Genomic DNA, 19,473 nt, shown 5'->3' with positions numbered 1-19,473 from the left:
AAAGTCACGAAGGGGTGAGACGAAGGCCTGGAGCCATTAGCGTCGTACACATCGGCGTGAAAAACAAGACGCCGCCGGAGAGATGCTCCGGCGGCGTGTATAGGTGATCTAAACGTCAATTAAGCGGCGAGATCGCGCAGAACGGTCTGCAGGATGCCGCCATTGTTGACGTAGGTCACTTCATCCAGCGTATCGATGCGGCAGATGATCGGAATGTCCTTCACCGTGCCGTCGCCATAGGTGATCTTGGCGATCTTGCGCTCGCGCGGCTTGATGTGTTCCAGACCTTCGATGGTCACGGTCTCATCGCCCCTCAGGCCGAGGCTGGCCCAGGTGGTGCCGTCCTCGAAGACGAAGGGGATGACGCCCATGCCGACCAGGTTCGAGCGATGGATGCGCTCGAAGGACTGGGCGATCACGGCGCGCACGCCGAGCAGGTTCGTGCCCTTGGCAGCCCAGTCGCGCGACGAGCCGTTGCCGTATTCGACGCCGGCGAAGATGACGAGCGGAACGCCCTCGGCCTTGTACTGCATGGCCGCATCGTAGATCGAGGTCTCTTCCTTGGACGGATAGTGGATGGTGTAGCCACCTTCCTTGCCGTTCGGGCCGAGCATGTGATTGCGGATGCGGATGTTGGCGAAGGTGCCGCGCATCATGACTTCATGGTTGCCGCGGCGCGTACCGTACTGGTTGAAGTCGGCAACGCCGACACCATGGCCAATGAGGTAGGAACCGGCCGGCGAGGCAGCCTTGATCGAACCGGCCGGGGAAATGTGGTCGGTGGTGATCTTGTCGCCGAAGAGGCCGAGAACGCGAGCGCCCTTGATGTCGGAAACACCGGCGCCGGTCTTGCCCATGCCAACGAAGTAAGGCGGGTTCTGCACGTAAGTCGAGTCGTCGTCCCAGGCATAGGTCTGGCCCGGAGGAACCTGCACGGCCTGCCAGTTGGCGTCGCCCTTGAAGACGTCGGCATACTTGGTTTCGTACAGCTCACGGGTGACGTATTTCAGGATGAATTCCTGGACTTCCTGCGAGGTCGGCCAGATGTCCTTCAGATAGACCGGCTTGCCGTTCTGGTCTTCGCCGATCGGCTCCTTCGTCAGGTCGAGCTGCACCGTGCCGGCGAGCGCGTAGGCGACGACGAGCGGCGGGGACGCCAGGTAGTTCGCCTGGACGTCAGGCGAGATACGACCTTCGAAGTTGCGGTTACCGGAGAGAACGCCGGAAACGATCAAGCCCTTGTCGTTGATCGTCTTCGAGATCGGCGCCGGCAGCGGGCCGGAATTGCCGATGCAGGTGGTGCAGCCGAAGCCGACCAGGTTGAAGCCGAGCTTGTCGAGATCGGCCTGCAGGCCAGACTTGGCGAGGTATTCGCCGACGACCTGGGATCCCGGTGCCAGTGAGGTCTTGACCCACGGCTTGGTCTTCAGGCCCTTGGCAACGGCGTTGCGGGCAAGAAGGCCGGCAGCGATCAGCACCGACGGGTTGGAGGTGTTGGTGCAGGAGGTGATAGCGGCGATCGCAACGTCACCATGGCCAAGATCGAAATCCGTGCCTTCGACCGCATAGCGGTTCGAAAGCTGGCTCGGCTTCTTGTATTCGGTGTCCATCGAAGTGGCGAAACCGGAAGCGATGTTTTCCAGCGCGATACGGCCTTCCGGACGCTTCGGGCCGGCCATCGACGGGACGACGTCGTTGAGGTCGAGCTCCAGCGTGTCCGTGAAGACGAGGTCGGAACCGTCATTGTCGCGCCACATGCCCTGAGCCTTGGAATAGGCTTCGACCAGCGCGATACGATCCTTCGCGCGGCCGGACATGTTGAGATAGTTCAACGTTTCCTTGTCGACCGGGAAGAAGCCGCAGGTCGCGCCGTATTCCGGACCCATGTTGCCGATGGTGGCGCGGTCGGCGAGCGGCATGTTGTCGAGGCCGGGGCCGAAGAATTCGACGAACTTGGAAACGACGCCCTTCTTGCGCAGCATCTGCACGACGGTCAGCACGAGGTCGGTCGCGGTGACGCCTTCCTTGAGCTTGCCGGTCAGCTTGAAGCCGATGACTTCCGGCAGCAGCATGGAGACGGGCTGGCCGAGCATGGCGGCTTCGGCTTCGATACCGCCAACACCCCAGCCGAGAACGCCGAGGCCGTTGATCATGGTCGTATGCGAATCGGTGCCGACGCAGGTGTCGGGATAGGCGATTGTTTCGCCGTCTTCTTCCTTGGTCCAGACGGTCTGGCCGAGATATTCGAGGTTGACCTGGTGACAGATGCCGGTGCCGGGAGGAACGACGCGGAAGTTCTTGAATGCCTGCTGGCCCCACTTCAGGAAGCGGTAACGCTCGCCATTGCGCTGGTATTCCAGCTCGACGTTCTTGGCGAAAGCCTGCGGCGTGCCGAATTCGTCGACGATAACAGAGTGGTCGATGACGAGGTCGACGGGGACGAGCGGGTTGATCTTTTCCGGATCGCCGCCGAGGGAGACCATCGCGTCGCGCATGGCCGCAAGATCGACCACGGCCGGAACGCCGGTGAAGTCCTGCATCAGCACGCGCGCCGGGCGATAGGCGATTTCGTTCTCGACGGTACCCTTGTTGGTCAGCCATTCGGCGACCGCAACGATATGATCCTTAGTGACCGACTGCCCGTCTTCAAAACGCAGCAGGTTTTCCAGAAGCACCTTCATGGAGTAAGGCAGCTTGGAAACGCCGGGCAGACCATTGGCCTCAGCCTTGGGCAGGCTGAAATAGACATAGTCTTTCCCGTCCACGGTCAGCGTGGAACGACAATTGAAACTGTCAAGAGATTTAGACACGAGATACCCCGTTTCTGATAGCCAACACAGTCGTGCGAACGCCTATGCACTTTATGCACATCAGGATGCGGGTACGGCCATTTCCGCTGTCCGCACGTAAGGCAGAAAACCTTATGTTCGGCGCAAGGATGAAATTCACGCCGACCGCTGGCGTGGTTGCGGGTCTTATAGATAATTTCGTAAAGACTTGCCAGAGTGGCGGAGCGCAAATTTGGACAATTTTTTGCGCACTGCGGCAACGAAAACGGGGAAAGCCTGAGCGGATGCATCTAAGCGCTGAAAACCTGGCCGCAAGGCGGGGCGAAGACCTGATTTTCGCGAATGTTTCCTTTAGCTTGAGTAATGGCGAGGCCCTGATTCTGACCGGCCGCAACGGCTCGGGAAAATCAACGCTTCTGCGGGTCGTCGCAGGCCTCCTCAAACAGGAAAAAGGCCGCGTCGCCTTCACCGATTCCAAGGGCGAATCGGACCGGCCGGCGGGCGAGGTCAGCCACTACCTCGGCCATCGCAATGCGATGAAATCCGAGCTCACCGTGGCCGAAAATCTCGGCTTCTGGAAAATCTTTCTCGGTGACATGGCTGGCGGCTCTGGTTTGGATATCGATGAAGCCGCGGACGCCGTCGGCCTTGCCGGCATTACCCACCTGCCCTTCGGCTATCTCTCGGCCGGCCAGCAGCGGCGAATCGCCTTTGCGAAACTCCTGGTCGCCTATCGCCCGATCTGGATCCTCGACGAACCGACGGCAGCGCTGGACGCCGCGGCGGACCGGCTGTTTGCGGAACTCATCTCGTCGCATCAGAAGGCGGGAGGGATCGTATTGGCGGCGACCCATCAGCCGCTGGGGCTTACGAATACACAGGAAATGCGGATGACGGGGTTTGCCGGGGTGAGCGAAGGGGTGTGGGGATGATTTTACGTCCCTCACGACCCCTCATCCGTCCTTTTTCGCGACGCGTAACCGCTCGAGTCCACCTTCTCCCCGTTTTACGGGACGAAGGGGTTCGGCAGTCTGCGTCGTCCCCTCTCCCCGCCTGCGGGGAGAGGGCTAGGGTGAGGGGCAAAACTGGTGTCTCCACTGACAATGAAATCAAGGGAATCGCCGTATGACCGCCCTCTTCCTCCGTGACTTAAGACTCTCGGTCCGCGCCGGCGGTGGCGCCCTCATCGGCATTCTCTTCTTTCTGACCGTTGTCGCCGTCATTCCCTTCGGCGTCGGCCCCGACCTCAAGCTGCTGTCGCGCATCGGCCCGGCCATCGTCTGGATCGGCGCGCTGCTGTCAGCCCTGCTCGGTCTCGACCGCCTGTTCCAGGCCGAACGCGATGACGGTTCGCTCGATCTGCTGGTGATGCAGGAAACGCCACTGGTGCTGACCGTGCTCACCAAATGCGCCGCGCACTGGACGGCGACCGGCCTGCCGCTGGTCATCGCCTCGCCGTTGCTCGGCCTCTTCATGAATATGAACGAGATGGCGATCGGCGCGACGGCCCTGACTTTGCTTGTCGGCTCGCCGGCCATCACCTTCATCGGCGCGGTCGGCGCCGCCGTCGCCGTCGCCCTGCCGCGTGGCGGGCTGCTAGTGTCGATCCTGGTGCTGCCGCTGACCATTCCCGTGCTGATCTTCGGCGTCAGCGCCACCTATGCCGCCGTCGAAGGTCCTCAACCCTTCCTGCCGCCCTTCCTGATCCTGATGGCACTGACCTTATTCTTCGCCGTGCTCGGCCCGACAGCGGCTGCCCTCGCTTTACGCCACACGACGGATTGATCGGCCCGAGACAATGCGATCGATTGCCGTATAAACGATATCGGTTTAAACAGGCGAAATGAGCGATATGAGCCCCGCGATCAGCCGATTTTCCGACCTCGCCAACCCGACCCGGTTCCTGGCGTTTTCGGCGCGTCTTATTCCCTGGCTGGCGGCCATATCAGCCATACTCTTCGCGATCGGCCTTTATCTCTCCTTCTCGACCGAAGGCGATTACCAGCAGGGCGATACCGTCCGCATCATGTATATCCATGTGCCGGCCGCCTGGCTGTCGATGATGTGCTATACGATCATGAGCATGTCTGCGATCGGCACGCTGGTCTGGCGCCATCCGCTTGCGGACGTCGCTGCCAAGGCCGCCGCGCCGCTCGGCGCCGCCTTTACCCTTGTTGCCCTCGTCACCGGCTCGCTCTGGGGCAAGCCGATGTGGGGCACCTATTGGGTCTGGGATGCCCGCCTCACTTCGGTTTTCATCCTCTTCCTGATGTATCTCGGGTTGATCGCGCTGAACCGCGCCATGGACGATCCGTCGAAGGCAGCGCGCGTCAGCGCCGTGCTGATCCTTGTCGGTTTCATCAACATTCCGATCATCAAATTCTCGGTCGACTGGTGGAACACGCTGCATCAGTCCGAAAGCGTCATGCGCCTCGGTGGCCCGACCATCGATGCAGAATTCCTATGGCCGCTCTTCACCATGGCGCTTGCCTTCACGCTGCTGTTCTTCACGCTGCATCTGATGGCGATCCGCAACGAGATCTGGCGTCGCCGCATTGCCGCGCAACGCCGTCTCGCCGCCCGCATGGCCGCCCGGGAGGAATAGCATGACACATCCCTTCTACGTCTACGGCTCCTATGGCTTTACCGCCGCCATGATCATCGCCGTCATCGCCTGGACATGGTTCGACGGGCGCCTGCGCCGCAAGGAAATCGCCGCGCTCGAAGCCTCCGGCATCCGTCGCCGGTCGCAGCGCGCACCGGAAGGCAAGACGAAATGAGCCTGGAAACCGAAGAAGGCAACAAGGCGAAATCGGGTAGCAGCGGCCGCTATCTGCTGGCTCTCATTCCGCTGATCGTCTTTGCCTGCATCGCCTTTGCCGTCGGCAAGGTGATGTACGACCAGGAAGTCCACGGCACCGATATTTCCGCGATCCCCTCGGCCCTGATCGGCACAAAAGCCCCGACGCTGGCGCTGGCGCCGCTCGAAGGCTCCAATCTACCCGCACTGACCGACAGCGCTATCCGGGGCAAGCTGACGCTGGTCAACGTCTTCGCCTCCTGGTGCCTCCCCTGCCGCGAAGAACATCCTGTCTTGAAAGACCTTGCCAAGGACGGACGACTGAATATCGTCGCCATCAACTACAAGGACACGGGTGAAAACGCCCTGCGTTTCCTCGGCGAACTCGGCAATCCCTATAGCGCCATCGGCATCGACCCGAACGGTTCGGCCGCCATCGACTGGGGCGTCTACGGCATTCCCGAATCCTACCTCGTCGCCCCCGACGGCACGATCCTCTACAAGCAGGTCGGCCCGTTTACCGCCACCAGCCTCAAAGAGGGGCTCTATCCGGCCATAGCGAAAGCTCAGGGAAGGGCTGCGCTATAAACACCTCACCTCGTCGAGGAGAGGCAGCAGGAAACAAGGCCTCGAACCACGGGGGGCCACGAGGCCAGCTCGCCTCGAACGTGTCGCCGAATCCGAAATTGGTTAAAGCCCGTCCTGCCAGGTCTGGATTACCTCACCCGGCGATGAAGGAAGCTATTTCCTGTCGCAGGGGAAATTCAGTCCGGTGAACGTATTCATGATGTCCTCCGCTGGCACATCCTGAAGCGACGGGTTTTGAATGAGGAAATCGCAAATCATATTGCTGATTTTCTTGGTATCGACATTGGCCGGAATGCAGACGTCTATACCGACCGAACCGCCGAAATACGCCCAGTTGGTCATGGCGCGCGCATTGGGGATCGACTCTGCGATGCCCCGGCGCGCGATGTACTCATCACGATTCCATTTATCCAACCAGCCGATCACATAGCCGTTGGCAAACTGCCGTGAGCCGCGGCAATCGGCCAGCAACTGACTGCCATCGGAAAAACCCACCGATGACTTCGACGAGATCACCGCCAATAAAGTTGCAACGACAATGCCCGACATCCAGCCCCCGCAAGATCATGACTGCTGCGCCATTCATTGCAGCACCAAGACATTTAGATGCAACTTTATGGCGATTTTTGGCGGGAATTGCGTGTAGAATTCATCAAATCTGCGGCGGGTTAAAGCCCGCCCTGCCAGGTCTTGATCGCCTCGACCGGCCAGACCAGCATGATGATATTCAGCGTGAGATTGTCGCGGATCAGCCAGCCGGTGAGCAGCTCGAAGAAGATGGCGATCACGATGGTCAGCGCGACCGGCGCGCGCCACGCGAACAGGAAGCCGACGACCATGAACACCGCGTCCATCGCCGAATTCAGAATGCTGTCACCGAAATAATCGAGCGAGATCGTCGCCGTGCGGTAGCGATTGATGATGATCGGCGAATTCTCAAGCAGCTCCCAGCCGGACTCGATCAGCATGGCGACGAACAGGCGCATCGACAGCGGCTTGCGGCGCATGATCAGATGCGTCAGCCCGAAGAACAGGAAGCCGTGAATGAGGTGCGACGGCGTATACCAGTCGGCGATATGCTGCGAATTGCCGCTGGATTTCACGGCGGGTTCGAAGAGCTTGACATAGCCGCAGGTGCAGATCGGCACCCGGCCCATCATATATTCCGCGACGATCTGGACGAACAGAACTACCGCACAGGCAATGAACCAGAAGCTCTGTTGCCGATAACGATTTTTGGCGTCCGCAAGCGCCGTCATTATTCGGCTTCCGCCGGCGGATTGACCGTGTGCTTCATGATCAACGGCATTTGCGACAGGGTAAAGAGGATGGTGATCGGCATCGTACCCCAGACCTTGAACAGAACCCAAAGATTGTCCGCGGCTTTAACATCCGGCAGGTAATACCAGTTCGACCCACGCCAGACGATTTCATTGAGCACGGCGAGAAACAGGAAGAAGATGCCCCAGCGCATCGTGAGCTTGCGCCAGCCCTCGCTGTCCAACTGGAAGGCGGCGTTGAAGACGTAGCCGAGCAGCGATCTGCCGAACGCGAGCCCGCCGAGCAGCACCACGCCAAACAGCGCGTTGATGATGGTCGGCTTCATCTTGATGAAGGTCTCGTTCTGCAAATAGATGCCGAGCGCGCCGAAAGTGACAACGACGATGCCGGAGACGAAGGGCATCAGCGGCAAATGGCCGAGCATGACCTTCGAGACGACAAGCGAGATCACCGTTGCCGCCATGAACAGGCCGGTGGCGACGAAGAGCGGACCACCGAGCGCTGCGAGCTGCGGAAAATGCTGCACCAGCCACTCGCCACGCAGATTGCCGAAAAAGAACACCAGCAGCGGCCCGAGTTCCAGCACCAGCTTCAGCATCGGATGATGCTTGTCGGCAGCACTTGGGGTGAGATCACTGTCGCTGGTCGTCATCGCGGCACTTTCACTATCATCGAATTTGGTCTTGTCGTTCATTGACTGATCCCGGCGATGGCCTGGGCAAAATCCTCGGCCTCGAACGGCTCGAGATCGTCTACACCCTCGCCGACACCGATGAAATAGACCGGCAGCTTGTGCTTGGCAGAGATGGCCACCAGAATGCCGCCGCGCGCCGTGCCGTCGAGCTTGGTCATGATCAGCCCGTTGACCCCTGCGATATTGCGGAAGATTTCCACCTGGTTCAACGCATTCTGGCCGGTGGTCGCATCCAACGTCTGCAACACGGTATGGGGCGCGTCCGGATCGAGCTTGCCGAGCACGCGGACGATCTTTTCCAGCTCCGCCATCAGCTCCGCCTTGTTCTGCAGACGGCCGGCGGTGTCGATGATCAGCACATCGCTCTTGCTGGCCTTGGCCTGCTGGAAGGCATCATAGGCAAGTCCGGCGGCGTCGGCACCGAGCTTGGTGCCGATGAATTCCGACTTGGTGCGGTCGGCCCAGATCTTCAACTGCTCGATCGCCGCGGCACGGAACGTGTCACCGGCAGCCACCATGACCTTCAGCCCGGCACCGGACAGTTTCGACGCCAGCTTGCCGATCGTCGTCGTCTTGCCGGTGCCGTTGACGCCGACGATGAGGATGACATGCGGCTTATGGCTGAGATCGAGCTGCAACGGCTTGGCGACCGGCTTCAGCACCTTGGCGATTTCCTGCGCCATGATCCGGCTGACATCCTCGCCGGTCACATCCTTGCCGTAGCGTTCCGAGGCCAGCGTATCGGTGACACGCATCGCGGTCTCGACGCCAAGATCGGCCTGGATCAAGAGGTCTTCCAGATCCTGCAGGGTCTGGTCGTCGAGCTTGCGCTTGGTGAAAAGCGCCGTGATCTGGCCGGTGAGCTGCGACGAGGTGCGCGCAAGACCGGCGCGCAGGCGCTGGAACCAGGACAACTTTTGCTTTGGAGCTTCGGGGGCTGGTGCGGGGGCGTCGGCGGCGCTGGTGAAGCCCTTGGGAAGGATAGGAGCGGCGAGAATTTCGGCGCTTTCCGACGAAGGTTCCGAGTTTGCCGGGGCTTCCTCACCCCCCTCTGTCCTGTCGGACATCTCCCCCGCAAGGGGGGAGATTGTTTCGGAGGCGGTCTCATCCAGTACATCACTGGCTTCGGTCGCGACAGGATACTCTGCCGACGAAGCTTCCTCGGCTTCGATCACCTGCGCATTCAGTTCAGCACTAACGTCTGCTTGACGGTCAGTCTGCTCTTTTTGCTCCTGCGGCGCAGCGTCCTCCAGCCAATCTTCCCCCTTGAGGGGGAGATGACTCGTAGGGACAGAGGGAGGTAGCGCAGGTTCGGCAAACTCCGAAGCCGGTGAAACGTCCGCAGCAGGCAGTACTTCAGGCTCCGGAACGGTCGTTTCAACCTTCGGCAAAACCTCTTCCGGCGCCTGCTCTTCCGCCGACTTTTCGCGGCCGAAGGTGAAGACTTTTTTGATGAAATTGAGCGCCATGAAAATTCCGTGAGCGAGTAGGATCAGGCCGCGTCGGCGGCCGCAAGTTGCATGTCGAGATGCTTGCCATTGTGGCCGGTGATTGCCACCTGCACAAGGTCGCGCGGCCTGAGGCTTGGGGCTGCGACAAGCGTGAAGTTTTCCGTATGCGCCAGCCCGTTATTCTCCACGAGCAGCCATTGCCGCGTGCCGACCATGGAGTCGAGATGGGACTGATGCAGTTTTTGTCCAGCCAAGCGCAGCCGTGCAGCGCGTTCCTTGATCAGTGCGCGGTCGAGCTGAGGCATCCGCGCGGCGGGCGTGCCGGGACGCGGGCTGTAGGGAAAGACATGCAGATGCGCAATGCCCACTTCTTCCGCCAGGCTGATGGCATTTTCGAACATCGCTTCCGTTTCGGTCGGAAAACCGGCGATCATATCTGCGCCAAAGCTCATCTCCGGCCGAAGACTGCGGGCATCCTCGATAAAACTGATAGCATCGGCGCGGGAATGCCGCCGCTTCATCCGCTTCAGGATCATGTCGTCGCCATGTTGCAGCGACAGATGCAGATGCGGCATGAAGCGCGGCTCGTCGGCGATCAGATCCATCAGATGCTGGTCGGCCTCGATGCTATCGATCGAGGACAGCCTCAGGCGGCGGATCTCGGGGATCTGCTTCAGCAGCGTCTTCGCCAGAAGGCCGAGCGTCGGCTGGCCTGGCAGATCGGCGCCGTAGCTGGTGGCATCGACGCCAGTCAGGACAATTTCGCGATAACCGCTTTCGACAAGACTGCGCGCCTGGCTCACCACCGCGCCCATCGGCACGGATCGGGAATTGCCGCGGCCATAGGGGATGATGCAGAAGGTGCAGCGATGGTCGCAGCCGTTCTGTACCTGGATGAAGGCGCGCACATGCCCGTCGATATGCCTGATCATCTGCGGCGCCGTCGCCCGCACGCTCATGATGTCGTTGACGCGCAGCTTCTCTTCGGCCGAGACGCCGAAATCCGGCAGCGCGCGATAGGAAGCGCTCGTCAGCTTCTCCTCATTGCCGAGCACGGCGTCCACTTCGGCCATCTCGGCAAAGGTCTGCTTCTCCGTCTGCGCGGCGCAGCCGGTGACGATGATGCGGGCATGCGGATTGTCGCGTCGCGCTCGGCGGATCGCCTGGCGCGCCTGGCGCACGGCCTCGCCGGTAACGGCGCAGGTATTGACCAGGATGGCATTGTTGAGCCCGGCGGCTTCTGCTTGCGACCTCATCACTTCGGATTCATAGGTGTTGAGACGGCAGCCGAAGGTGATGACCTCGACCCCGCTCACCGCGCCTGAGCCCCCTGCTCCGGATCGCGCCGCCAGCTCCCCGTCGTAGGATCGACGGAGCCGGACCATTCCCATTCCGCCGGGCCGGTCATGACGACGTGATCGTCGCTTTCCCGCCATTCGATGGTGAGTTGGCTCGGCGCCGGGGCAGAGGCGACGTCGATCGTCACCTTGCGGCCTGTTCTGCCCGTGCGCGCGGCGCTGACGGCGGCCGAACAGGCGGCCGAGCCGCAGGCAAGCGTCAGGCCCGCGCCGCGCTCCCAGGTGCGCGTGCGCAGCATGGTCGGCGAAAGCACCTGCGCCAGCGTGATATTGGCGCGCTCGGGAAACATCGGATGGTTTTCGAGCAGCGGCCCGAAGCGGGCGAGATCGAAGGACATCGGGTCCTTGTCCACCCAGAAGATCGCATGCGGATTGCCCATCGACATGGCGGAGGGCGAATGCAGGACAGGATTGTCGATCGGCCCGATCTGCAGCTCGATGCGGCGCGTATCGGCAAATTCTTCCGCGAGCGGAATCTTGTCCCACGCAAAGACCGGCTTGCCCATGTCGACCGAAATCGTGCCGTCCTCATGCTCGACGGCATTCAGGATGCCAGCGACGGTCTGGAAGGTGAACGTCTTCTTGCCCGTCTCGGCGGCCAGCGCCTGCACGACGCAGCGCGTGCCGTTGCCGCAAGCCTGCGCCTTGGTGCCGTCGGAATTCAGAATATCGATCCAGGCGTCGGTGCCTTGAGCCTTCGGATCGTGGATCGCCATGATCTGATCGAACTCAGTGGCCGGATCGGCATTCAGCGCAATCGCCGCCGCCGCCGTCACCACATCTTTCCGGCCGCGCATGTCGACAACCAGGATCTTGTTGCCAAGCCCGTTCATCCGCGCGAATTCGACCGTATTGCTCATGGTGGTAGGTCCGTCCGTGTTTTCGAGCTGTATATGGCGGAAATGCGGGGGAATTACCAGTGGGCAAGCTATTCCTCAAAATATCGGGGGCACATCAAATACTTCCCCCGCCCTCAGCGGCCTGAACCGATCCGCCTCCACGCCGTACTCCCGGAGCGCCGCATCCAGCGCCTTCACCGGCGCATCGATCGCTTCGTCCGTGAGCTGGAAGGTCGCGAAATGGTGGCCGGCGACGTGGGCAGCGTTGCAGAGCTTCATGCCTTGCACTGCTTCCGCCGGGTTCTGATGCTGACCTTTCATGAACCAGCGCGGCTCGTAGGCGCCGAAAGGCAGGATGGCGAGGCGGAAGCCGCCATGTTTTTGCCGCGCCGCCTCATAGTTGACGCCGCGATGAAAGCCGGTGTCGCCGATATGGTAGATCTTCCCAGCAGGAGTCGTAATGACGAATGCGGCCCAGAGCGCCATGCGGCGGTCGCCGGCGCCGCGCGCCGACCAGTGATGGCAGGGCTCGGCGTCGACGGTCACCCCGTTGGTGACGGCGATGCGATCGCCCCAATCCATCGCCATGATCCGGGCGTCGGGCACACTACGCCGGATAATGGCATCGTTGCCGAGCGGCGTCAGGATTTTCGGCCCATGTGCCTCGTGCAGCCGCTTCAGCGTTGCGAGATCGAGATGATCATAATGATTGTGCGAGACCAGCACGAGATCGATCGGCGGCAGGTCTTCGAACCGGATGCCGGGCGGAACCGCTCGCTTGGGCCCGATGAAGGTGAAAGGGCTCACGCGCTCAGACCACACCGGATCGGTCAATATATTGAGACCGGCCGCCTGGATCAGCATCGAGGCGTGTCCGACCATGGTCACCCGCAATGAGTCGCCGAAGACATGGCTGTCTGGCCTCGCCGGCGGGAACAGGCTGACGACCGGATTCGGCCAGCGCGCACGGCCGCCGCCGAGTTTCCATTTCAACAGGTCGCCGAAACTGCCCGGCTCCACGCCGTCCGGATTGAAGAAGCGTAGCCCGTCGAAATGATCGGAGATTGGACCTTGATAGTAGGGGTTCGATGCCTTCCGGGAGCCGGATTTGTCTGTCATGAATGCGCCGTTGGATTTTTCTGTTTGCCCAGATGTGGGTCAAACATCAGGCTTTTGAAAGCCTTTCCGCCCTCTCGGCTTGACTTTCCCACCCGTTTCCTGTTTATCCCCGCCATCTGCGACGAGCACAAGCCTCCGAGCCACCGACCGGGACCCGTTAAGGTATAAAGAGATCCCGGAGGTCAACACCCGACAGCGCGATGCGCCCTCGGGTGCTTTTTGGCTTTGCGTCTTGTTTTCGTCATGGAAAAGCACGACGTTTTCGGGCGAGGAACCGCGCAAGTTGCGCAAGTCCAAATCCCAAGCGATCGATAAGGAAGAACTGATGTTTGAAAACCTCCAGGACCGTCTTGGTTCCATTCTGAATGGACTGACAGGCCGCGGCGCGCTTTCGGAAGCCGATGTTTCCGCAGCACTTCGCGAGGTTCGCCGCGCGCTGTTGGAAGCCGACGTGGCGCTGGATGTCGTACGCTCCTTTACCGATCGCGTCCGTGAAAAGGCCGTAGGCGCCGAGATCCTGAAGTCGATCAAGCCCGGCCAGATGGTCGTCAAGATCGTCCATGACGAACTGATCGAAATGCTTGGCGGCGAAGGCGTCGGCATCGACCTCAACGCGCCGGCCCCGGTCGTCGTCATGATGGTCGGTCTGCAGGGCTCCGGTAAGACCACTACGACCGCCAAGATCGCCAGCCGCATGACGAGCCGCGACCGCAAGAAGGTCCTGATGGCCTCGCTCGACACGCGCCGTCCGGCCGCGCAGGAGCAGTTGCGCCAGCTCGGCGTTCAGACGGGCGTCGACACCCTGCCGATCATCGCCGGCCAGTCGCCGACCGATATCGCAGCGCGCGCCGTGCAGGCAGCAAGGCTCGGCGGCCACGACATCGTCATCCTCGATACCGCCGGCCGTACGCATATCGACGAGCCGCTCATGGTCGAGATGGCGGACATCAAGAAGAAATCCAACCCGCACGAAATCCTGCTGGTCGCCGATAGCTTGACCGGTCAGGACGCCGTCAACCTCGCCCGCAATTTCGATGAGCGCGTCGGCATCACTGGCCTCGTGCTGACCCGCATGGACGGCGACGGCCGCGGCGGTGCCGCCCTTTCAATGCGCGCCGTCACCGGCAAGCCGATCAAGCTGATCGGCGTCGGCGAAAAGATGGGCGAGCTGGAGGAATTCCATCCGCGCCGTATCGCCGACCGCATTCTCGGCATGGGCGACATCGTCTCTTTGGTTGAAAAGGCCGCGGAGAATATCGACGCCGAGAAGGCAGCCGCCATGGCTGCCAAGATGGCCAAGGGCAAATTCGATCTGAACGACCTGGCCGACCAGCTCAAGCAGATGCAGAAGATGGGCGGCATGGGCGGCATCATGGGCCTGATGCCCGGCATGGCCGGCATGAAGGACAAGATGGCCGCCGCAGGCCTCAACGATAAGCTTTTCGGTCGCCAGCTCGCCATCATCTCCTCGATGACGAAGGCGGAGCGCGCCAATCCCGATCTCCTGAAACACTCCCGCAAGAAGCGCATCGCCGCCGGCTCCGGCACCGACGCCGCCGACATCAACAAGCTTCTGAAGATGCACCGCCAGATGGCGGACATGATGAAGATGATGGGCGGCAAGGGCAAAGGCGGCGTGATGAAGCAGCTCATGGGCGGCCTTGCGGGCAAGATGGGCCTCGGCGGCGGCATGGGTGGAATGCCTGACCTGTCGAACATCGATCCCAAGCAGTTGGAAGCCCTGCAGAAGCAGGCGGAAGCCGCTGGTCTCGGACGTCCCGGCGGTATGCCGGGCGGATTGTCCGGTCTTGGCGGCGGTGGCGGTTTGCCGGGTCTCGGCGGCGCCAAGCTCCCCGGCCTCGGCGGTGGTTTGCCGGGACTGCCCGGTTTGCCGAAGAAGAAGTGAGAAGGATCGCAGACCCCATGATTGATCCAGACGTCAAAGCCCAACTGGGCAACTACCGCCAGTCGATCGACAATATCGATGCAGCACTGGTGCACATGCTGGCCGAACGCTTCCGCTGCACGAAAGAAGTCGGCGTGCTGAAGGCCAAGTACAATCTGCCGCCGGCCGATCCGGCGCGCGAGGAATACCAGATCGAACGCCTGCGCCACCTGGCAAAGGACGCAAATCTGGACCCGGATTTCGCCGAGAAGTTCCTGAACTTCGTCATCAAGGAAGTCATCCGGCATCATGAACAGATCGCTGCTGATCTCAGCAACGGCAAATGACCATACCGCCCAAACGAAGCGGTCAAGAAAAGCCTAAGGAGAATTAACATGGCACTGAAAATTCGTCTCGCCCGCGGTGGCTCCAAGAAGCGTCCGTACTACCACGTCGTCGTAGCCGACGCCCGCTCGCCGCGCGACGGCCGCTTCCTGGAGACCCTCGGCTCCTGGAACCCGATGCTCGCCAAGGACGACGCCAAACGCGTTGAACTCAAGGCCGAGCGCATCAAGCATTGGCTCGACCACGGCGCCCAGCCGACCGACCGCGTTCTGCGCTTCCTCGCCGAAGCCGGCATCGCAACGCGCGAAGCCAAGAACAACCCGGAAAAGGCAAAGCCGGGCAAGCGCGCCCAGGAGCGTGCCGCTGAAAAGGCACAGAAGGCCGCTGACGCCGCCGCTGCTGCTGAATAATCGGCCGTAACGACGATTTGAAACGGGTGGCATGGCAACATGCCGCCCGTTTTTTGTTTCCATCGGCGAGCGTTCACCTTATGAGAGAACGCAATCGATCTTCTGCAGTCGGCACAGGACCATGACGAAACTTGAAAACCCGGTATTGATGGCCACCATCGGCGCCGCGCAGGGCCTGAGAGGCGAAGTGCGCGCCCGCGCGTTTACTTCCGATCCCACAGCGCTCGGTGATTACGGCCATCTGCACAGCCTCGACGGCCGCAGCTTCGAGGTACTGGAAATCCGCGAAGCCAAGAACGTGGTGATCGTCCGCTTTCGCGGCGTCAACGACCGCAATGCCGCCGAGGCGCTGAATGGGCTGGAACTCTATATCGAGCGCGACAACCTGCCCGATGACGAGCTGGAGGACGACGAGTTCTTCTATGCCGATCTCGAAGGCCTGGAAGCGGTGGACGACAAAGGCACCGGCTACGGCACGGTCAGCGGCATCTATGATTTCGGCGCCGGCGACCTGCTCGAGCTTAAGGGGCCGGGCAAACGCCCCGTGCTCATCCCCTTTTCCGAAGCCGCCGTGCTGGAAATCGACCTTGAAGGCGGCAAGATCCTGATCGACCCGATGGCTGCAGGCTTGATCGACAACCCCGATGATTTCACCGGCAAGCCACCGAAGCGGCCCGGCAAAACAAAGAAATGACCCGGCCATGAGTTTCCGGGCAACCATCCTGACACTGTACCCCGAGATGTTTCCTGGCCATCTCGGCGCGTCTCTTGCCGGCAAGGCGATGGAGCGCGGGCAGTGGTCGCTGGACACCGTGCAGATCCGCGATTTCGCCACCGACAAGCATCGCACAGTCGACGATACGCCCGCCGGCGGCGGCGCCGGCATGGTGCTGAAGCCGGATGTGCTTGCCCGCGCCATCGACCACGCCTCCGAAAACGACGACCGTCCGCGCCTGCTGATGAGCCCGCGCGGAAAACCGCTGACACAGAACCGCGTTCGGGAACTCGCCGCCGGCAACGGAGTCATCATCGTCTGCGGCCGTTTCGAGGGCGTCGACCAGCGAGTGATCGACGGGCGCAATCTCGAAGAGGTCTCGATCGGCGATTACATTCTCTCCGGCGGTGAGCCGGCAGCGCTGATCCTGCTCGACGCCGTCGTCCGCATCCTGCCCGGCGTCATGGGCAACGATCTTTCCGGCCTGCACGAGAGCTTCGAAGGCGGCCTGCTTGAACATCCGCAGTACACGCGGCCGCAGGTCTGGGAAGGACACGAGATTCCGGCGGTACTGACGTCAGGCAACCATGGCGCCATCGCCAAATGGCAGAGGCAAGAGGCGGAGACACTGACCCGGGAACGCCGGCCGGATTTGCTTGATCAGACCCCTAAGAAATAGCGGCTACGGAAGCGACGAAGGCGCCTAGCCAAACCTCGTCGAACATTTGAATTTTTACACAATCAAAGGTAGCATATTTCTCGCTAATACATCGGGATAATTGATCCGACTGCCTGTCCCCGCTATGATCCCCGCGCTTCATTTGTACATGTGTCACTACCCTCAAGGCATCCAAACCTAAGGAGCTGAGCATGAGCAATACCGTTGACATGAAGTTCGAGATTGTCGTCATCCCTGTGTCAGATGTCGATCGGGCCAAGCGCTTTTATGGCGGGCTGGGTTGGAGGCTCGACGCCGATTTCGCCTCCGACGATGGCGGCTACCGCGTCATCCAGTTTACGCCGCCGGGCTCCGGATGTTCTGTCATCTTCGGCAAGAACGTGACCGCAGCGGCACCCGGTTCCGCTAAGGGACTGTACCTGATCGTCTCCGACATCGAGGCAGCCCGCAAGGAGCTGCTCGACCGCGGCGCCGAAGTTAGCGAGGTGTTCCACGACGCCGGCGGCGTCTACACAGGCGCGGACGAGCCCTACCTGTTCGGGCGGCTCCGGGTCAGCGGTCGGGATCCCGAACATCGCAGCTACCGCTCGTTCGCCTCGTTCAACGATCCGGACGGCAACGGCTGGCTATTGCAGGAGATCACGGCGAGATTGCCCGGACGCGTGGATGCGAACGCTACGACGTTCATTTCACAGACTGAGCTTGCCAGCGCGCTCCGCCGTGCCGAGATGGCGCATGGCGAGCATGAGAAGCGGACCGGCGGCCAGCGTGATGAGGATTGGCCGAATTGGTACGCCGAGTACATGATCAGCGAACAGGCCGGCAGACCGCTACCGACGTGAGTTGCGGTTACAGCTCGGCGAAAACGTGCGGCCGGATTGCCTGATCCGCCACTTCAAGAGTGGCGGATCGAAGCTTCATGGCATCCGATGCTACTTCTGCAAGGCGGCGGCGGCCGGCGCGCTGCGCATCCTGAGCACGTAGTAGACCGCTCCGCCGATAGCGACGCCGAAGAACCAGCCATAGGTTCCCCACCAATCCGGCAGAATGCTGGTGAAGGTCGGCAGGATCGATGAGAACAGGCCGCCTATGACGAAGGCGATCAAAGCGTTGACGTGCCAACCGCCCTGGAACTCGAACTCGCCATTCTCCTGATAGAGCGCCTCGACGTTTAGCTGACCTTTGCGGATCAGATAGTAGTCGACCATCATGATGCCGAAGATCGGGCCCATGGTGGAGCCGATGAAGTTGACGAAGTGCGCGGCACCCGTCTCCCACGGTGCGAAGGGATAAAGCACCAGCGCAATCAAGGCCGCGATATAACCGCCGCGCTTGAAGCTGATGAGCCTGGGGAAGACATTGGCGAAGTCGAAGGCCGGCGAGACGAAATTCGCCACGACGTTGATGCCGAGCGTCGCCACCGCGAAGGTGAGCGCCGCCAGCAAGGCCAGGAACCAACTGTCGAATTTTGCCGAGATCGCTTCTGGATGCAGCAGCACGTCGCCATAGACGGCAAATGCTGCCGTCGTCGTCACGCCCGCAACGAGGCAGAAAGCCAAAAGGTTGATCGGCAGACCCCAAAGATTGCCCTTGCGCAGGGTTTTCGTGTCCGTGGCATAGCGCGAGAAATCGCAGAAATTCAGGTAGAGCGCCGCAAAATAGGTGATCCAGGTCGCGGCGACCGCCGCGAGCGCGGCAAAGCTGCCGGGCTCACCCGGTACGTCGGCGTCCTTGGTCTTGTCGAGCAGCACATCCCGCGGAATTTCGGCACCGAAGGAGAAAGTGCCGGACTTCACCACCAGATAGACGGCGAGGATAAGCATCATTACCCAGACCGCAGGACCGGCCCAATCCTGGAACCTGCGCACGGTCTCCATGCCATGCTGAATGATCAGCAATTGCAAGGCCCATACGACGACATAGCAGATGACTTCCAGCGTGGAGTGGCCGAGCATATGGCTGTTCTGATGGAAGGCCAGGATAGTGTCATTGCGGATCAGGAGCGCGACGATCGCGCCCGAGGCGGCGGCTGTCTGCGCGCCATACCAGAAGCAGGCGACGACGGCGCGCACGAGCGCCGGCAGATTGGCGCCGAATGTGCCGAACGAAGCACGCGCCAGCACCGGGAACGGTACGCCGGTCTTGACGCCAGCGTTGCCCACTAGGCTCATGAAGAAGAAGATCACCAGCGAGCCGATGCCGATGGCGATGACGAAGTTGATGAAGCTGCCGCAGAGCAGAAAAAGGCTGGCGGCAAGATAGTAGCCCCATAGACTATGGACGTCCGAGGTCCAGACGTTGAAAATGCTGAAAGCTCCCCACTTTCGCTCCTCGGCCGGCGCCAGGTCCTCGTTGTAGAGCAAGGGCGATGGATTATTCACTGTCATGACTGCCTCTTTTCTTAGCTCCCCTGAAGAAATAAGTGTGCAGCACGACGCGAATTTTGACAATTATTTAAACCCTTCGGACACCAGCTTGTTTTTTAGTCAGCGCAAGGAGCGGATTCCGTCAAAAGCGACG

At 61.2% G+C, this 19,473-nt stretch carries 20 protein-coding genes; 11 read left to right on the top strand and 9 right to left on the bottom strand.

Annotation, left to right across the window (positions count from 1 at the left end):
- Positions 1-119 precede the first annotated feature (119 nt).
- Entirely contained in the window at positions 120-2,810 is a 2,691-nt protein-coding gene (acnA, locus tag PH547_RS12430) for an aconitate hydratase AcnA (RefSeq protein ID WP_260303191.1), read from the bottom strand.
- Between the two features lie 263 nt (positions 2,811-3,073).
- On the opposite strand from acnA, the gene ccmA reads away from it, so the two are divergent.
- The 5 genes from ccmA to PH547_RS12405 all read left to right on the top strand — a co-directional run bounded on the left by ccmA (position 3,074) and on the right by PH547_RS12405 (position 6,177).
- Positions 3,074-3,721, top strand: coding sequence for a heme ABC exporter ATP-binding protein CcmA (ccmA, locus tag PH547_RS12425; RefSeq protein ID WP_104824653.1), 648 nt, complete (start codon positions 3,074-3,076; stop codon positions 3,719-3,721).
- Positions 3,722-3,914: 193 nt separating this feature from the next.
- The gene (ccmB, locus tag PH547_RS12420) at positions 3,915-4,574 is read left to right on the top strand and encodes a heme exporter protein CcmB (protein WP_104824654.1); all 660 of its coding nucleotides are present in this window, start codon (positions 3,915-3,917) and stop codon (positions 4,572-4,574) included.
- A 58-nt stretch (positions 4,575-4,632) separates the two neighbouring features.
- Positions 4,633-5,394, top strand: coding sequence for a heme ABC transporter permease (locus PH547_RS12415; protein WP_104824655.1), 762 nt, complete (start codon positions 4,633-4,635; stop codon positions 5,392-5,394).
- Position 5,395: 1 nt separating this feature from the next.
- Entirely contained in the window at positions 5,396-5,569 is a 174-nt protein-coding gene (gene ccmD, locus PH547_RS12410; RefSeq protein ID WP_104824656.1) for a heme exporter protein CcmD, read from the top strand.
- On the top strand, positions 5,566-6,177 hold the full coding sequence (locus PH547_RS12405) for a DsbE family thiol:disulfide interchange protein (protein ID WP_104824657.1): 612 nt from the start codon (positions 5,566-5,568) through the stop codon (positions 6,175-6,177). Before ccmD ends, PH547_RS12405 begins: the two co-directional genes overlap by 4 nt.
- A 153-nt stretch (positions 6,178-6,330) precedes the next feature.
- Here the strand turns inward: PH547_RS12405 and PH547_RS12400 are convergent, their stop codons facing one another.
- The 7 genes from PH547_RS12400 to PH547_RS12370 form a co-directional block, all read right to left on the bottom strand.
- A complete protein-coding gene (locus tag PH547_RS12400) occupies positions 6,331-6,726 on the bottom strand; it encodes a Rap1a/Tai family immunity protein (RefSeq protein ID WP_104824658.1) in 396 nt (131 codons plus the stop codon).
- A 119-nt stretch (positions 6,727-6,845) separates the two neighbouring features.
- Positions 6,846-7,436, bottom strand: a complete 591-nt coding sequence (locus PH547_RS12395) for a DUF2585 domain-containing protein (RefSeq protein WP_260303192.1) — start codon at positions 7,434-7,436, stop codon at positions 6,846-6,848.
- Positions 7,436-8,152, bottom strand: coding sequence for a septation protein A (locus tag PH547_RS12390; protein ID WP_104824659.1), 717 nt, complete (start codon positions 8,150-8,152; stop codon positions 7,436-7,438). Before PH547_RS12390 ends, PH547_RS12395 begins: the two co-directional genes overlap by 1 nt.
- Positions 8,149-9,621 carry a signal recognition particle-docking protein FtsY gene (gene ftsY, locus PH547_RS12385; RefSeq protein WP_285168344.1) on the bottom strand — a complete coding sequence of 491 codons (1,473 nt, stop codon included), beginning with the start codon at positions 9,619-9,621 and terminating at the stop codon, positions 8,149-8,151. Before ftsY ends, PH547_RS12390 begins: the two co-directional genes overlap by 4 nt.
- A gap of 23 nt (positions 9,622-9,644) precedes the next feature.
- Complete coding sequence (mtaB, locus tag PH547_RS12380) at positions 9,645-10,919, bottom strand: tRNA (N(6)-L-threonylcarbamoyladenosine(37)-C(2))-methylthiotransferase MtaB (protein ID WP_285168343.1); 1,275 nt, start codon at positions 10,917-10,919, stop codon at positions 9,645-9,647.
- On the bottom strand, positions 10,916-11,821 hold the full coding sequence (dapF, locus tag PH547_RS12375) for a diaminopimelate epimerase (protein WP_285168342.1): 906 nt from the start codon (positions 11,819-11,821) through the stop codon (positions 10,916-10,918). The genes mtaB and dapF overlap by 4 nt, the downstream gene beginning before the upstream one ends.
- Before the next feature lie 75 nt (positions 11,822-11,896).
- Positions 11,897-12,919 carry an MBL fold metallo-hydrolase gene (locus PH547_RS12370; protein WP_285168341.1) on the bottom strand — a complete coding sequence of 341 codons (1,023 nt, stop codon included), beginning with the start codon at positions 12,917-12,919 and terminating at the stop codon, positions 11,897-11,899.
- A gap of 325 nt (positions 12,920-13,244) precedes the next feature.
- Here PH547_RS12370 and ffh point away from each other — a divergent pair, with 325 nt between their 5' ends.
- The 6 genes from ffh to PH547_RS12340 all read left to right on the top strand — a co-directional run bounded on the left by ffh (position 13,245) and on the right by PH547_RS12340 (position 17,795).
- Positions 13,245-14,825 (top strand): signal recognition particle protein, encoded by a 1,581-nt coding sequence (gene ffh, locus PH547_RS12365; RefSeq protein ID WP_285168340.1) that lies wholly within the window; start codon positions 13,245-13,247, stop codon positions 14,823-14,825.
- A gap of 17 nt (positions 14,826-14,842) precedes the next feature.
- Positions 14,843-15,151 carry a chorismate mutase gene (locus PH547_RS12360; protein ID WP_104824664.1) on the top strand — a complete coding sequence of 103 codons (309 nt, stop codon included), beginning with the start codon at positions 14,843-14,845 and terminating at the stop codon, positions 15,149-15,151.
- 48 nt (positions 15,152-15,199) lie between these two features.
- A complete protein-coding gene (rpsP, locus tag PH547_RS12355; protein ID WP_004107969.1) occupies positions 15,200-15,559 on the top strand; it encodes a 30S ribosomal protein S16 in 360 nt (119 codons plus the stop codon).
- 121 nt (positions 15,560-15,680) lie between these two features.
- Positions 15,681-16,253, top strand: coding sequence for a ribosome maturation factor RimM (rimM, locus tag PH547_RS12350; RefSeq protein WP_104825250.1), 573 nt, complete (start codon positions 15,681-15,683; stop codon positions 16,251-16,253).
- A gap of 7 nt (positions 16,254-16,260) precedes the next feature.
- The gene (gene trmD / locus PH547_RS12345; RefSeq protein ID WP_285168338.1) at positions 16,261-16,953 is read left to right on the top strand and encodes a tRNA (guanosine(37)-N1)-methyltransferase TrmD; all 693 of its coding nucleotides are present in this window, start codon (positions 16,261-16,263) and stop codon (positions 16,951-16,953) included.
- A 191-nt stretch (positions 16,954-17,144) separates the two neighbouring features.
- A complete protein-coding gene (locus tag PH547_RS12340) occupies positions 17,145-17,795 on the top strand; it encodes a VOC family protein (protein WP_285168337.1) in 651 nt (216 codons plus the stop codon).
- Positions 17,796-17,885: 90 nt separating this feature from the next.
- Here PH547_RS12340 and PH547_RS12335 read toward each other — a convergent pair whose 3' ends face one another.
- The gene (locus PH547_RS12335) at positions 17,886-19,340 is read right to left on the bottom strand and encodes an NCS1 family nucleobase:cation symporter-1 (RefSeq protein WP_285168336.1); all 1,455 of its coding nucleotides are present in this window, start codon (positions 19,338-19,340) and stop codon (positions 17,886-17,888) included.
- Between the last annotated feature and the right edge of the window lie 133 nt (positions 19,341-19,473).

It is taken from the genome of Rhizobium cerradonense, from assembly GCF_030182455.1.
Taxonomy (GTDB): Bacteria; Pseudomonadota; Alphaproteobacteria; order Rhizobiales; family Rhizobiaceae; genus Rhizobium.
The sequence above is the reverse complement of the archived record's forward strand: the minus strand, read 5'-3'. Positions and strand labels throughout refer to the sequence as shown.